General features: G+C 37.8%; 12 protein-coding genes and 1 pseudogene. 12 read left to right on the top strand and 1 reads right to left on the bottom strand.

Going from position 1 to position 15,367, the window contains the following annotated elements:
- The first annotated feature begins 19 nt into the window (after window positions 1–19).
- Both QF044_RS19070 and QF044_RS19065 read left to right on the top strand, forming a co-directional pair.
- Window positions 20–862, top strand: coding sequence for a T9SS type A sorting domain-containing protein (locus QF044_RS19070; protein ID WP_307270721.1), 843 nt, complete (start codon window positions 20–22; stop codon window positions 860–862).
- 75 nt (window positions 863–937) lie between these two features.
- Window positions 938–2,215 carry a DUF6080 domain-containing protein gene (locus QF044_RS19065; RefSeq protein WP_307270718.1) on the top strand — a complete coding sequence of 426 codons (1,278 nt, stop codon included), beginning with the start codon at window positions 938–940 and terminating at the stop codon, window positions 2,213–2,215.
- 44 nt (window positions 2,216–2,259) lie between these two features.
- Here QF044_RS19065 and QF044_RS19060 read toward each other — a convergent pair whose 3' ends face one another.
- Entirely contained in the window at window positions 2,260–2,808 is a 549-nt protein-coding gene (locus tag QF044_RS19060) for an SPOR domain-containing protein (RefSeq protein WP_307270715.1), read from the bottom strand.
- Window positions 2,809–2,990: 182 nt separating this feature from the next.
- Between QF044_RS19060 and QF044_RS19055 the strand changes: the two genes are divergently transcribed.
- From QF044_RS19055 to QF044_RS19010, 10 genes and pseudogenes are all read left to right on the top strand, one after another.
- Window positions 2,991–4,352: a c-type cytochrome gene (locus tag QF044_RS19055; protein WP_307270713.1), complete on the top strand. Its 1,362-nt coding sequence runs from the start codon at window positions 2,991–2,993 to the stop codon at window positions 4,350–4,352.
- Between the two features lie 23 nt (window positions 4,353–4,375).
- On the top strand, window positions 4,376–7,441 hold the full coding sequence (locus QF044_RS19050; RefSeq protein WP_307270710.1) for a TAT-variant-translocated molybdopterin oxidoreductase: 3,066 nt from the start codon (window positions 4,376–4,378) through the stop codon (window positions 7,439–7,441).
- Between the two features lie 25 nt (window positions 7,442–7,466).
- Complete coding sequence (gene nrfD, locus QF044_RS19045) at window positions 7,467–8,864, top strand: NrfD/PsrC family molybdoenzyme membrane anchor subunit (protein ID WP_307270707.1); 1,398 nt, start codon at window positions 7,467–7,469, stop codon at window positions 8,862–8,864.
- On the top strand, window positions 8,851–9,372 hold the full coding sequence (locus tag QF044_RS19040) for a DUF3341 domain-containing protein (RefSeq protein ID WP_047376185.1): 522 nt from the start codon (window positions 8,851–8,853) through the stop codon (window positions 9,370–9,372). The genes nrfD and QF044_RS19040 overlap by 14 nt, the downstream gene beginning before the upstream one ends.
- Before the next feature lies 1 nt (window position 9,373).
- A pseudogene (locus QF044_RS19035) lies at window positions 9,374–10,079 on the top strand (cytochrome c).
- Between the two features lie 8 nt (window positions 10,080–10,087).
- The gene (locus QF044_RS19030) at window positions 10,088–11,419 is read left to right on the top strand and encodes a quinol:cytochrome C oxidoreductase (RefSeq protein WP_307270694.1); all 1,332 of its coding nucleotides are present in this window, start codon (window positions 10,088–10,090) and stop codon (window positions 11,417–11,419) included.
- Between the two features lie 156 nt (window positions 11,420–11,575).
- A complete protein-coding gene (locus tag QF044_RS19025; RefSeq protein WP_307270692.1) occupies window positions 11,576–12,595 on the top strand; it encodes a hypothetical protein in 1,020 nt (339 codons plus the stop codon).
- Window positions 12,596–12,756: 161 nt separating this feature from the next.
- Window positions 12,757–13,953 carry a hypothetical protein gene (locus tag QF044_RS19020; protein ID WP_307270689.1) on the top strand — a complete coding sequence of 399 codons (1,197 nt, stop codon included), beginning with the start codon at window positions 12,757–12,759 and terminating at the stop codon, window positions 13,951–13,953.
- Complete coding sequence (locus QF044_RS19015; protein ID WP_307270687.1) at window positions 13,953–14,489, top strand: adenine phosphoribosyltransferase; 537 nt, start codon at window positions 13,953–13,955, stop codon at window positions 14,487–14,489. The genes QF044_RS19020 and QF044_RS19015 overlap by 1 nt, the downstream gene beginning before the upstream one ends.
- A 170-nt stretch (window positions 14,490–14,659) precedes the next feature.
- Complete coding sequence (locus tag QF044_RS19010) at window positions 14,660–15,367, top strand: tetratricopeptide repeat protein (RefSeq protein WP_307270684.1); 708 nt, start codon at window positions 14,660–14,662, stop codon at window positions 15,365–15,367.

Here is a 15,367-nt window from a genome sequence, read left to right as displayed (position 1 = left end):
TAGAAAAAAAATAATTCTTATGAAGAAAGCTCTCTTTTCGCTAAGCTTATTGCTTGGAATTACAGCAACTCATGCACAGACTATCCTTTCCGAAGATTTTGAAGGAGCAGTATTTCCTTCCACCGGATGGACAAGAACCTCTACAGTAGCCTCCAGACCATGGCAGCTAACCAGCTCTTTCCCTACGAGCACATCAGGATTCCTTATTTCAGGAACAAAATCTGCAGGTGTAGATTACATTAACCAAAATAACAATGCTGCTTTAGTAAGTCCTGCATTTTCATTGGCCGGAACTACTGCACCAGTTTTAAAATTCAAAGTAAAGGTGGGCTGGTCTTATATGATCGATCAGGATCTTGGCAACCTTGTGGCTCAGATTTCCACTGATGGAGGTACAAACTGGACGACTCTTTGGGATGAAGATACAGAAGCCGGATTTACAGATGACGGAGATAACAATGAAGCAACAGATTTGTACAACACAGTATCAGTACAAAAATCTTTAACTACTTACGCCGGGCAAGCTAATGTTAAAATCAGATTTCAGTATATAGCTAATGATGCCGATGCTGTTTCTATAGACGACATCCAGGTCTTAGGAAATGCCACACTAGGGACAAATGAGATCACCTCCCAATCTAAAGAGGCTGTAACCATTCACCCTAACCCTACAAAAGGAGAAATCAATATCAAAGCTGATCAGAAGATTAAATCTACAACAGTATTTGATATGACAGGCAAATCCCTTCTTCAAGGAGATTCTGAAAAAGCAAATATTTCGTCACTACCTAAAGGAATTTATTTAGTTAAAATTAATTTTGCCAATGGCAGCACATCAACAAGAAAAGTGATCAAGCAATAATGCCATTATCATAATCTTTAAAACTCACCAAGTCCGGTGAGTTTTTTTATTTTATTTTTGCAAAAAAAACAATACGTGTCTCTTATTAAAACAAAACTGATCAATTTATTAAAGCAGGTATTTCCATCTTCCTATACCGAGTTGGCAGTATTTCTGTTCTTCATTAGCTGTTACGGAATTTTAGGAACTTATATTGCCCTTCATTACAGGATTATTTTTGACAGCAGAATTCCATGGGACGCTTATTTCAGTTTTGACAATAAAGCAATTGTAATGACCGGCGGAAGTTTTGAAAGACATCCTTTAGCTTATTACTTTTTCAACTGGATCAGAGAGTTTTCCCTTTTGATATCCGGAGGAAAGACGGATGCTTCCTTTAGACTCATACTGGCCTGGCTCAGCAATATAGCCATTAGCCTCTGTATGGTGCAGATATTTAAATATCTGAAAAATATCATTAGACTTCCGCTAATGCTCAGCCTGTTAATTATTTTGTTTTTCGGATGTTTTTCAACCAGTATTATTCTCTCTTTTACTCCTGAAAACTTTACTTACACTCTCCTGCTTCTCAGTATTTATAATTATTATGCGGCCATAAAGCTTAGAAAAGAAGAAAAAATTCCCGGATCGGCACTCACATTAGCCGGTATTACTATTGGAGGGCTTACTATTACCAACCTGGTTAAGGTTTTTATTCCGGTTGTGTTTGAAAGGGATATTTTCAAAAATTGGAAAAAATTCGGAAATGCAGTATTCCGTGTTCTATTGGCTATAGCCTGTTTTGTTTTTCTCTATCTGCTCCGGATTGATTTTAAGTATGAAAATATATTATCGAAAACCAACCAACAGTACGAGAAGTTCTCCAATGTAGAATCCATTCCGGACTGGGATATGATGCTTTCTTATTTTTTTGGAGGCAGCATTCTTTTTCCAAGTTTCATGATTTCGGATAAACATAATATGAAAGGTTTTGACTTTAAGGGACTTTTAATGGAACCTTATTCTACCACTTTTTCATACCTTTTTGTCATCACTTTACTTATATTGATTTTGTGGAGTTATCTTAAAAATTTCAAAAACAAAATGGTCCAGATTCTTGCCCTTTCATTCCTGTTTGACATTATCATTCATTGCATGATGAGGTTCGGACTTCATACATCGTATATCTATGGAGGACACTTTGTATTCGTATATCCATTACTTTTAGGATGGCTTTTTCATGGATACAGATCAAGGCCGAAAACACTATCATTTTTAATGATAACAATGGTCGTCTTATTTGTTTTTCTACTCGCCAATAACCTGTTTAGAATGTCAGATTTTTTTTCGTTTTTAGAAACTTACTACCAATAAAAAAAGCTGAGAAATTTCTCAGCTTTAATTTTATATTTTTGTTATTACTTTGCTTCTGAACAGAAGATTCTGTATTGTACAGCCACCGCCGACTTAAAGTATTCTCTAATTTTCGACAAGTCTGAAGCTGCACTCTGTTTCGTGAAATAGCTACCTGCCAAAATTTTATAATTTGGTCTCAAAGAAGCATCTGTTTCCACTTTCAGGCTGGGAAATCTTTTTCTGAAATAAGATTTTACCTCATTGGCCTCTTCATTACTTTTAACAGTTGTGATCTGAATTTTAAATCCTAAAATCCTTGGATTTTTACGACAAATCTCTGCATTACTCAATTCTCTGCTCGGCACATAGATTTTTGGAGGCCTTGGAGCAGTCACAATTCCGCTGTCGGTATTATTTTCTCTTACCGAAGGGCCACCCGTAGTTCTGGAACATTTATCTTCAATTCCGCCCAAAGCAGCACTTACTTTAGAATCCATCGTCATTATTAGCTCTGTACCAGACAGTGTATCTTTCTGAACAACCTGCTGGGCTTCAATACTATAAAACCCAAATAAAGATACTATTGAAAATATTTTGATTAAATTTCTCATTTAAACTTGTTTCTGCAAATCTATTAAAATTAAAAAATTATACCAAACAACACTATTTAGAATCAATACAAATTAAACGTAAATGATATTTTCCCTTTTCCATATACCGTTAAATTCCTGTTAAAAATATTATTTTTGCGGGATTGATATGTTCAATATTTTACTAACATAAGATAATTTAAATGATTAGTTGGAGAAAGCATTATAAACAAACGTTGATCGCAATAGGCTTATTGCTATCAACCAGTGCTTCAATTTACGGGCAAGACGGCGATCCTAAAAACGGAGAGAAACTTTTCAAAGCAAATTGTACTGCATGCCACGCGCTGGACAAACAAGTAATAGGACCTCCTTTGAAAGGGGTCGTAGAACGAGTGAAAACAGAAGGCGGTGTAGACAAAGATTGGCTTCACAAGTGGATCAAAGACAACAAAGCTCTAAGGGCTTCTGGGGATAAATACGCCAATGAGATTTTTGAAAAATTTAATAAGACTGAAATGTTGCAGTTTCCTAATCTTACAGATAAGGATATTGATGACATCTTAGCTTTTACCACTAATCCTCCGGCTCCCGAGCCTGCCAAAGTTGACGATAAGGCAACTGCAACAAACGGAGCTGCTGCTGCACCTGCAGACAAAACCACTACAAGCGTAGTGATTATTTCACTTTTAGCCATTGCTGCTTTATTAGTTTGGATCTTAATTAAACTGAGACAATTGGTTAAATTAGGTCAATCTGAAGAATTAAACGAGCTTAATAAAACAAGGGTTAAATCTTTCAGTGAAATTTATGAGAAGTACCACTACATAGGTAAAGCTGCATTGGGTATCCTTGCCCTTCTGGCCGCTTATGGAGTTTGGAACTGGATCATGTGGATCGGGGTTTACAAAGGATACAAACCTGAACAGCCAATCTACTTCTCTCACAAAATTCACGCTGGAGAACAGAAAATTGACTGTCAACTATGTCACTCAAGTGCCAAATACGGTAAAGTATCTGAAATTCCTTCTATGAACGTTTGTATGAACTGTCACAGAACAATTTCTGAATACAATGCAGATCACTACATGGAACCTGGAAAAGACAAAGCATTCTACGATGGTGAAATCCAGAAGATCTATGCCGCTACAGGCTGGGATCCTGCAAAACAGGTGTACACTGGAAAAACACAGCCGGTTGAATGGACAAGAATTCACAATATGCCAGACTTCGTGTACTTCAACCACTCTCAACACGTAGTAGCGGGTGAGCAGGCAATCATCAATTCTTTCAACAAAAAGAATCCAAACAACAAAATTGACGTTGTATGTAAAGCTTGTCACGGAAAAATCGATACAATGAATGTTGTTCAGATGGCTAACGACTTCACTATGGGATGGTGTATCGAATGTCACAGAACGACTGAGGTTGATATGAACAACGGTTATAATAAAGAATACTTCAAGAATCTACATGACAAGTTGAAAAAACAATATCCTCAGGATGGCGGTAAAATCACTGTAGATGCAATTGGAGGTCTTGAGTGTGGTAAATGTCATTATTAATAACTAAAAAATTAGAAGTATAAATGGCTTCAAACAAAATACAATTTAGAAGTATTCATGAACTTAAAGACCCAGCTTTAAATGGTAAGCTGGCTCTTAAAGAGTTTCAGGAAGAAATTCCGGTAGAAGATTTCCTTGGAGATGCTGAACAGAACGGATCCAGTACTTCAAGAAGAGATTTCTTAAAATTATTAGGATTCTCTACAGCAGCAGTAACACTGGCTGCCTGTGAAGCTCCGGTAATCAAAACGATTCCTTATGTGGTAAAGCCACATGATATCATTCCAGGGGTTCCGAATTATTACGCTTCAACATATTTTGACGGATTCGACTTCGCCAGCGTTTTAGTAAAGACCCGTGAAGGAAGACCTATCAAAATAGACCCGAACCCTGCTGCAGGTGATTTAGGTAAAACGAATGCAAGAGCTCAGGCAAGTGTACTTTCTCTTTATGATAACGATAAAGTAAAACAGCCTAAACTGGATGGCAAAGACGAAACTTTCGATAAAGTAGACAGCTTTGTTCTTAAAGGTTTAGCAGACGCTGCTGCATCAGGCAAAAAGATTGTGCTTTTATCACACTCTTTCGCTTCACCTACTTTCAAAAAGCTGTTTGGTGAGTTCAAAGCTAAATATCCTACCGCTGAGCTGGTAACTTATGATGCTTTCCCTTACTCAGCATCTCTGGATGCTGCACAGGAAGTTTTCGGACAGAGAGCATTGCCGGTTTATGACCTTAAAGTTTCAGAATTGGTCGTTTCTTTCCAGGCTGATTTCTTAGGAGATTACAACGGAGGAAGCTTAGAAAGCTCTTATGCGGCGGCAAGAAAGCCGGGAGCAAACATGTTGAGACACATTCAGGTGGAAGCCAATATGTCTGTAACAGGTGCTAACGCTGACTCAAGATACAGATTAAAGCCAAGTGCTGTAAACAAAACATTAGTTGAAGTTTATAATGCAATCGTAGGAGGTGGTACTTCAGATAAGACTGCTACTGAAATTGCAAACGAACTTAAAGCGAAAGGCAGCAAAGCTGTTGTTTTTGCTGACGGTTCTAAAGGTGCTCAGGTTTTAGCTCACTTAATCAACCAAAAATTAGGTTCAGTTGCTTTCACAGGTAAAGCTAACTTCCTGAAAGAATTTGACAAAGCAAGATACCAGGAATTCTTAGGATGGGTAAATGCAGGTCAGGTTGGTGTATTGATCGCGAACAATGTAGACCCTATCTACTCTCATCCAAAAGGTGAAGATTTCAAAAAATCTCTTTCTAAGGTTGCTTGTGTAGTAGCTGTTGCAGATAAGAAAAATGAAATGTACAAAGCAGCGAAAGCTGTAATTCCTGTAGCTAACTGGCTTGAATCTTGGGGTGACATTGAACCTCAGACAGGAGTTTACTCATTAATGCAGCCTACGATCCAGAAAATCTACAAATCAAGACAGATTGAAGAATCTCTATTGGTTTGGAAGAACGGTAAAAACAATGCTGCTAATAATTACTATGATTATTTAAAAGCAAGTGCAGCTTCTATTTTAGGAGCAACTTCTTTCAATAAAGCTTTATATAACGGTATCGCGACTTCAAATAATGCAACTGCATTATCTTATACAGGAGGAAACGGTGCACAGGCAGTTGCTGAATTAGGAAGCTTCAAACCTTCTGAATTAGAATTGGTATTGTACACTAAGACTTCAATGGGAGACGGAACTCAGGCCAACAACCCTTGGCTTCAGGAATTACCGGATCCACTGACAAGAATGTCTTGGGATAACTACCTGACTATTTCTCCAAAAGATGCAGAGAAATTTGCCATTGATAACGATCTGAATGCAAGAATGCAGCTGAACGGTTCTATTGTAAATCTTACTGTAAATGGAGTAACAATAAAAGATGTTCCTGTATTTGTTCAACCGGGACAGGCAGAAGGTTCTGTAGGTCTGGCACTTGGTTATGGTAAAAAAGATTCCGGAGCTACTGCCGATACAGGAGTAAATGCTTATCCATTATTTGATGGATCTAACCTGGCTATTTCAGGAGTGAAAATCGAAAAAACTGGCGAAGAGCACGAATTTGCAGGGATCCAGCTTCAGAATACATTAATGGGCCGTTATGAAATCGCTAAAGAAGTTCCTTTGGCTGAATTCATCAACGTAGCTTTCGATGACGAACATAAAGGATGGAACAAGCCTTTGGAATACCACACGATCAGCGGAGCACTTCCAGCGAGAAAAATCGACCTTTGGGATGCTTTTGATGATACGGATGGACCTCACTTCAACTTATCTATTGACTTGAACTCTTGTACTGGTTGTGGAGCATGTATTATTGCTTGTCAGGCAGAAAACAACGTTCCAGTTGTAGGTAAAGAAGAAATAAGAATGTCCAGAGATATGTATTGGTTAAGAATTGACCGTTACTATTCTTCAAGACAGAAAGTAGAAGTATACGAAGGATTGAAAGAAGGAATGGCAGTACCTGAACTATATGGTACAGCATTCGGAGACGGAGGTGCATTAAACCACCCTGCAGACAATCCAGATGTAATCTTCCAACCAGTAATGTGTCAGCACTGTAACCACGCTCCTTGTGAAACTGTATGTCCGGTAGCGGCTACTTCACACGGTAAGCAAGGACAGAACCACATGGCTTACAACAGATGTATCGGAACAAGATATTGTGCAAACAACTGTCCGTACAAAGTAAGACGTTTCAACTGGTTTACTTATAACTTAAATGATAAATTTGATTTCAATCAAAATAACGATTTAGGAAGAATGGTACTTAACCCTGATGTTGTTGTAAGAACAAGAGGGGTAATGGAGAAATGTTCATTGTGTATCCAAAAGACTCAGGCAACCATCTTAAATGCTAAGAAGGAAAACAGAAAAGTAACAGACAACGAATTTAAAGATTCTGTTGCTTGTGCTGGCGCTTGTTCTACCGGATCAATGACGTTTGGAGACATGAATGACAAAGATTCTGAAGTGAGAAAATTGTATTCTAGCAACAGAAGATATTATTTACTTGAGGAGATCGGCACAAAACCAAACGTGTTCTATCACACTAAAGTAAGAAACAGAGTAGAAAAATAAAGTTTAAATAATAAATAGGTAAAAAATGTCAGGACATTACGAAGCTCCGATAAGGGAACCTCTAATTATTGGTCACAAAACTTATCACGATATTACAGAAGATATCGCACGACCTATCGAAGAAAGAGCAGGTAAATTATGGTGGGTATCACTATATGCAGCCTTGGTTCTATTCATCTATGGATTTGGGTGTATCGCTTATACTATCGGGACAGGTATTGGAGCATGGGGGCTTAACAGAACTATTAACTGGGGTTGGGATATTACCAACTTCGTATGGTGGGTAGGTATCGGTCACGCCGGAACACTTATCTCCGCAGTATTATTATTATTTAGACAGCGTTGGAGAATGTCTGTAAACAGATCTGCAGAGGCGATGACGATCTTTGCGGTTGTGCAGGCAGCAATCTTCCCTGTAATCCACATGGGTAGAGTTTGGGTAGGATACTGGGTTTTCCCTCTTCCAAACCAATTCGGTTCTCTTTGGGGGAACTTTAACTCTCCTCTACTTTGGGACGTATTTGCGATCTCTACGTATTTCTCAGTATCAACTGTATTCTGGTTTATGGGACTAATCCCTGACTTTGCAATGATCAGAGATAGAGCTAAAACACCTTGGACTAAGAAAATTTATACATTCCTAGCATTTGGATGGGGTGGTAAAGCAAAACACTGGCAGAGATTCGAAGAACTTTCTTTGGTTCTTGCAGGTTTAGCTACTCCACTTGTATTCTCAGTACACACCACGGTATCTTTTGACTTCGCAACTTCGGTTATTAAAGGATGGCACTCTACGATCTATCCTCCTTACTTCGTTGCAGGAGCAATCTTCTCAGGATTTGCAATGGTACAGACCCTATTGCTTGTCGCTAGAAAAGTATGTCACCTTGAGGAATATATCACAATGTATCATATCGAAATTATGAACATCGTAATTATTCTTACCGGTGGTATGGTAACTGTAGCGTATGCTACTGAATATTTCATCGGATGGTACTCAGGATCAAGATTTGAAGACTTTACTTATCTTTCTCCGGGTGCTGCTGTAGGACCTTACTGGTGGGCATTCTGGGCTTTGATTAGCTGTAACTTGATTATCCCGGCATTATTCTGGTTCAAGAGAATAAGAACAAATATCATCGCAACATTTATTATTGCATTGATCATCAACATCGGTATGTGGTTTGAGCGTTTTGATATCATCGTTATCAACCTTTCCAGAGATTACTTACCAGGATCTTGGACTATGTTTAAGCCAACGATCATTGATGTGGGTGTATATTTAGGAACAATCGGATTCTTCTCTGTATTATTCTTACTATACGCAAGAACGTTCCCTGTAATTGCACAGGCTGAATTAAAATCGATTCTGAAAATTTCAGGTGAAACTTATAAAGCAAAAGAAGGAGATGAGCACCACTAAAATTGTATACGGACTTTATGCTGACGACGACGATCTAATGAACGGCGTTAAGGCATTCAACGATAAAGGAATCGCTATAAACGAAGTTTATACTCCGTTTCCGGTTCATGGACTAGACAAAGCTTTAGGGTTAAAGAAAACAAGAATTTCTGATGCCGCATTCTTATATGCTCTTTATGGAGTGACCATTGGTGCTACTGTAACCTGGTATGTAATGAATCATGACTGGCCTCAAAATATTGGTGGTAAACCTGCTTTTGACTGGGCACACAACATGCCTGCATTCGTAGTTCCAATGTTTGAATTGATGGTTTTCTGTGCTGCTCACATGATGTCATTGACTTTCTTAGTAAGAAATAAAATGTATCCTGGAGCTCCTGCTCAGAACCCGGATCCGAGAACTACTGATGATAAATTCATGATGGAATTTGTAACTGAAGATGTAGAATCTGTAAAACAGTTGCTGATTGAAACTGGAGTTGAAGAAATAACTGTTAAAGACGCTTAAAATGAAAAAGAATGTATTAAAAATTACAGCTGTTTTAGGTTTAACAACGGTTTTACTTAATTCTTGCGGACCAAAAGAAAATACACCATTAGTATACTTCCCGGATATGTACTTCCCGGTAGCTTACGATCCATTGATGAAAGCTCAGGACGCTTATTCAGATCATGAAAATGAAATTCCTGCTTTCGTTAAAAACAGTTTTGCAACAGGATTGGCTCCGGTAGAAGGATCTGTAGCTCAAAATAAAGATGGAATCTTTGAAGAAGGCTTACTTCCGAAAAACGTAGATCAGTACAATGCAGGATATGATGCTTCAAAAACTATGACAACATCACCTCTTAATCCGGCTAATGCAGCTAAAGATATCGAAAGAGGAAAAATGCTGTTTGATCATACCTGTGCAGCATGTCACGGAACTGGAGGTGATGGACAAGGTCCTATCGTACAAAGCGGTGCTTTCTCCGGTGTACCTAACTATGCCGACAGAGAAATTACTGTAGGATCTGTTCATTATGTATTAACAAACCGGTAGAAATGCAATGGGATCTTATGCTGGCCAGCTTAGCGCTGGAGACAGATGGAGAGTGGCAATGTATGTAATGAGTGCTTTCAAGAAAAATGCAGCACCAGCAGCAGCTACAACGGCTACAGCTACACCAGCTGCAGCAACGACAGAGACTAAGACTACTACCGAAACTAAAAAATAAGAAAAGAAATGTATAGTTTTTCACCAAAATTAAAATCAACTTCTCTAATACTTCTTGTGGTAGGTTTAGTTCTATTTGCTGTCGGTTTCTTTATGAATAGAGGAATCAGTACTGAGAAAATAGAGCATATGATGGAAGCGGTTCATTCTGCCGGTCATGATGCACCTACACACTCAAGTGAAATGGTAGGGCCTCAGGACCATGCCGCTCATTTAGAGCATGCGACAATGCAAATTCATAATTCGCCTTTAGCATCATTACATTTCGTAGCTGTATTCTTCTTCGGAGTAAGTTGTGCAGTATTATTTTTCTACTGTATTCAGCATGTTGCTCACGCAGGATGGCCAATTATCATCACAAGAGTAATGGAAGCTATTGCTTCTTATATCCCTTTTGGAGGTGCTATTTTAGTAATATTAATGTTCCTGAATATCTTTCACCAGGCTCACCTGTTCCATTGGATGGATCCGGATCTTACAGATCCAAATTCTGCCCATTTCGACGTAATCCTGTTTGAAAAGAAGAGATTCTTAAATATTCCTTTCTATGCAATCAGAACATTGATCTATGTGATAGGCGCTTCATTCTTTGTAATGAAACTTAAAGCTCAGTCTAAGAAAGTAGACGAAACCAAATCTAAAGTAGAATATCAATTGCTTTACAGATGGGCAGTAGGATATATCGCATTCTTCGGATTTGCTTCTGCAGCTTGGGCTTGGGACTGGTTGATGTCTATTGACCCTCACTGGTATTCTACAATGTATATCTGGTATTCAATGGTAAGCTGCCTTTCAAGTGGTATTGCTGTGATCATTCTTCTAAGTGTTTTCTTAAAGAAAAACGGATTTTTACCTCAGTTCAATGACAACCACTTACACGATTTAGGAGTATTCCTTTTCGCTACAAGTATGCTTTGGACGTATACATGGTTTGCACAGTTTATGCTATATTGGTATGCGAATGTACCGGAAGAAGTTAACTACTTCTTTGGAAGATTCCAGCACTATGGTATTACTTTCTTACCAATGCTAATAGTAAACTTCGTATTGCCATTATTGGTATTAGTAAGCAGCAGCATCAAAAGAAACTACAAAGTTGTTACCACAATGGCTGTAGTGGTTATTTTAGGTCACCTTTTAGATTATTTCAATATGGTAATGCCTGGAACGGTAGGTCCATACTGGAAAACTCCTGAAGTATTGATCCTGATATTAGGTGCTGTACTATTTGTAGTAGGATTATTTATGTTCACTGTATTGACTGCTTTATCAAAATTAAAGCTGATTCCTACAGGAAACCCATTCTTACATGAATCTGAAATTTATGAGTATCCTTTCTAAGGACTTGTAACAGAAATAAAATAAAAAAGACTGATTGTAATGATCAGTCTTTTTTTGTGCAGACCAATGAACATTAAAAGTGTTTCAGGTAACCCTTTTGGATTTCTGGTGTCTTTATAAAATTGATGAATTATTTTAACCCAATAAAATATTATTATGAAAAGAAATCATCTGCTTCTCGCTCTGTTGATCTTCCTCTCCGGATTTATTCAGGCCCAGACCATCACTTTTGTTTCTGACCAAACGAATAAACCACTCCCCAAAGTTTCCGTGTTCGGTAATGACGGAAGTATCCTCGCATTCTCTGATATCGATGGCAAAATTGATAAACAGCAACTGGATCCGTCAAAGGAGAAATTCCAGCTCGTTTATAATAACTTTCCGGTGGCAACCCTATCCTATTCAGATTTCAGTCAGGAAGTAATTAAAATTAATGATCAGGTCAAAGAAATAGAAACCGTAGTCATTAAAAATACAAAACCGGCAAAATATATTTTTATCAAAGGAAACTTCAACGCTTACGTAACTGTGAACAATAAGCTGAACAGCTACGCAGACGGCATTGTTATATACATTTTTGACAATAAAACTAAAAAACTCAAAAGCACCAATGTAGAGCAATACAGAGTGTACAGATTAAACATCAAAAACGAAAAAAAAGAAACAGCATCATGGGATTATGGAAATTCATTGCAGCTTCCCAAACTTAAAAATGTCGGAAATCCCGAAGAATACATAACAAAAAGAAATACCATTAAGGAATTAAAAGGAGACCGGAAAGACCAGATCGAAGTCACAGGAGCTGCTCTAAAGGAAAAAGAGTTTTCCCTGTTTGGATTTCGGTTTTACGATATCAGAACTATTTTGAATATGTCTTTTGAAAAAGGATCAGAAAAAACACTAAAAGATTTCCTTGAATATAATGAAGTTGCTTTTGTAAAACTTAAGCATAAAAGCGAACCCAATTATAACCAGATTATTCTTTACAATAATTTTTATCCTACAGAATTCAGCTTCAGTAATGATAACGATATTGAAAAAGTGAAATTTGATAAGGACAACAGCAGCTACCAAACAAAATTCTGGCAGGAACCATCATTCCCGGATATGCAGACCATCTTTAGCTCATTCTTCAAGGACGACCTTAAGGAACAACCAAACAAAACTAAAAATTAAATTATAGGTTTAAACGGAAAGAAAAGCTAAGACATTAATATTCAAATAACGAGGTGACTGAACAAATCCATAAAAGAAATAAAACTTAAAACCTCACAAAAGAAAAATAAAAACTCACTATTAATAAAGGTTTTATTAAATTTGCAACAAACCAAATAAAAATGAAAAAGTTTTCTTTTCTACTTGTTTTCAGTCTGTTGCTTTTTACAGCATGCAAAAAGAATCATGTAGATGCTACGAATACTAAAACGCTGCAGTCAAGTATCAATGACATGACTTCAAGCCTTTCAACAATTAAACAGATCAAATTCAATGAAGCGCTTTATATTTTAAAGACGTTTGGGGTAGAAGCAGAAGGTGATGTAGAAGAACTTAAAGCCCTTGGAAAGCTTATCGACGGAAAAAAAGTTCCTGAGATCCTTACATTGGCCGACCAAGTTGCACAGAAAAACGGCATCGAATGGGCCAGTACCTCCCCTCCTTCACTTGGAGAAATGAATATCTTCGGAGATGAAAAAGCAAAAGAGACTGATCCCAACGATGTAAGAGCAAATGCAGTAAACATTATTACCCGGCCTACAGGGGATGATGGAAATGGTGCACCTACTGCTATTCAGATCATTCCAAGACTTGTAGATGCTGCAGGAAACCCTGTTTCATTTACCGGAGCCGGCCTTGAAGCCACTTTAGAAGTCTTCAGCAACGGGGTAAAACTTTCTACAGCTAAAAACCTGATGCAGGATAATAATTTTAAAGGATTTAATTTAAAATTCTCTTCAATTCCTGCTGCAAAAGTAGTAGACGGCAAAATAGACATCACAGTTTCAGTAAAAACAACAGCCAAGACATTCAAAATGTCAAAAATCGGACTTGATGTTAATCCATCAGCCCTAAAAGTTCTTGTTGTACCAAAAACCGACTCAACTGCCGTAACCAAGGATCCAAATGCTGTAATTGATCCAAACAATCCTACAGCTACACCAACTCCTGGAGATCCTAATGCAACTACGACGACACCAACTACTCCAAAACAGCCGGCAGCAGATCCTAAAAATACAGTAAGCAGGTTCTTAAGCAGCGTAAGTTCACAAAACCTTAAGGCAGCCTATGACGCTTCCAGCAACCCAAGCTGGGGAAGCTATGAATCTTTCTCAAATCCTACTTCAGGGTTCGGATCTGTGAAGAACGTGAGCGTAAAAAACATTACTACCAATGCGACGAATGCAGGTGGTGCCAGTGTAAACGCAACTTATGATGTAACGGACAAGAACGGAAAAACAACTTCATTAAAAGTAACTTTCGGACTTAAAAATGTAAATGGAGACTGGAAAATTTCCAGCTATAAAATAAACCCATAATGGCTTCACAAGAACTGATCAGAAAACTGGAAGATACAATTGAAAATATCCCTGATTTTCCCATCCCGGGAATCCAGTTCAAAGATATTTCACCCATTTTTCTAAATCCAAAACTTTATGAAGATGTGATCGCAGAATTGGTTGCATTCAGTAAAGGAAAAGTAGATGCCGTATGCGGAATAGAAAGCCGCGGATATTTATTCGGAATTGCCATTGCCGTAGCATTGGAAGTTCCTTTCATCCTGATCAGAAAGGCAGGCAAGCTCCCACCACCGGTTATTTCAGAAAAATATGACCTGGAATACGGAAGTGCAGTGATTGAAACCCGTAAAGGGCAGATAAAGCCGGGACAGAGAATTCTTATCCATGATGATTTATTGGCAACAGGCGGAACTACAGAAGCCGCAGCCAAACTAGTGGAAAAACAAGGGGCAACCGTCGCACAATTCAGTTTCCTTATTGGCCTGAAAGGATTAAACGGAGATGAGAAACTGAAAAGATTTAATGCAGAAATCTATCCCGTTCTTGAATATTAAATGGCTATAAACTGTAGAAAGATATTGGCCTTGAAGATATCGCACTGGGCAGAATCCAAGCGTAATATCAATAACTTTTGACAATTAACAACATTTTCACAATAATACTTCAAAGTATTTTGTAAATCATTCAGAAACAATTAAATTTGCATTTCAATTTTTAAAAATTTATGGCAAAATTGGGAAAGAATGCTCAGAACGAGCAAGAAGGTAAAGAAACGGTTGAGTTCTTTAAAGACCTTGACAGAGAGGCTTTAAACACTGAACGGTTCCTTGAGAAATATTCAAAACCATTGGGTATTATTTTCGGGGTATTGGTATTGGGTGTTTTAGGATTTTTCGCTTACAAGCAGTTTGTAGTGGCTCCTAAGAATGTTGAAGCTGTAAAAGGTTTCCTTGCTGCTCAAAAAAACCAGACAGCAGGTAAAGACAAAGAAGCCTTAGGCGGAACTTCTGCTGCAAATACAGGTTTCTTAGGAACATATAACGAATATTCGAACACAAAGGTTGGTGAGCTTGCTGCTTATAATGCAGGATTATTAAAATTCAAAGCTGGAAAATTCCAGGAAGCTTACGATCTTTTAGATAAATTTTCATCTGACAACAAAACATTGGTAGCATTGAAATTTGGTGCCATGGCAGATGCACAATCAGGTCTTAATAAAAATGATGAGGCGCTGTCTTTATTAGATAAAGCTGCATCAGCTTCTGATGATCCTTATACTACTTACTATTTCACAAGAAAAGCAGGTATTCTAGCATTGGGATTAAAGAAAAATGCAGAAGCTAAGAAATACTTCTCTGCAATCAGCGAGAAATATCAGGACTATGACAACGGAATGTCTGATTCTTATATTGAAATGACTAAATATTTTTAA

This window comes from Chryseobacterium sp. W4I1 (genome assembly GCF_030816115.1).
In the GTDB taxonomy this organism is placed as follows: domain Bacteria; phylum Bacteroidota; class Bacteroidia; order Flavobacteriales; family Weeksellaceae; genus Chryseobacterium.
Note: the sequence above shows the minus strand (reverse complement) of the source record. Positions and strands in the feature narration are given on the sequence as shown.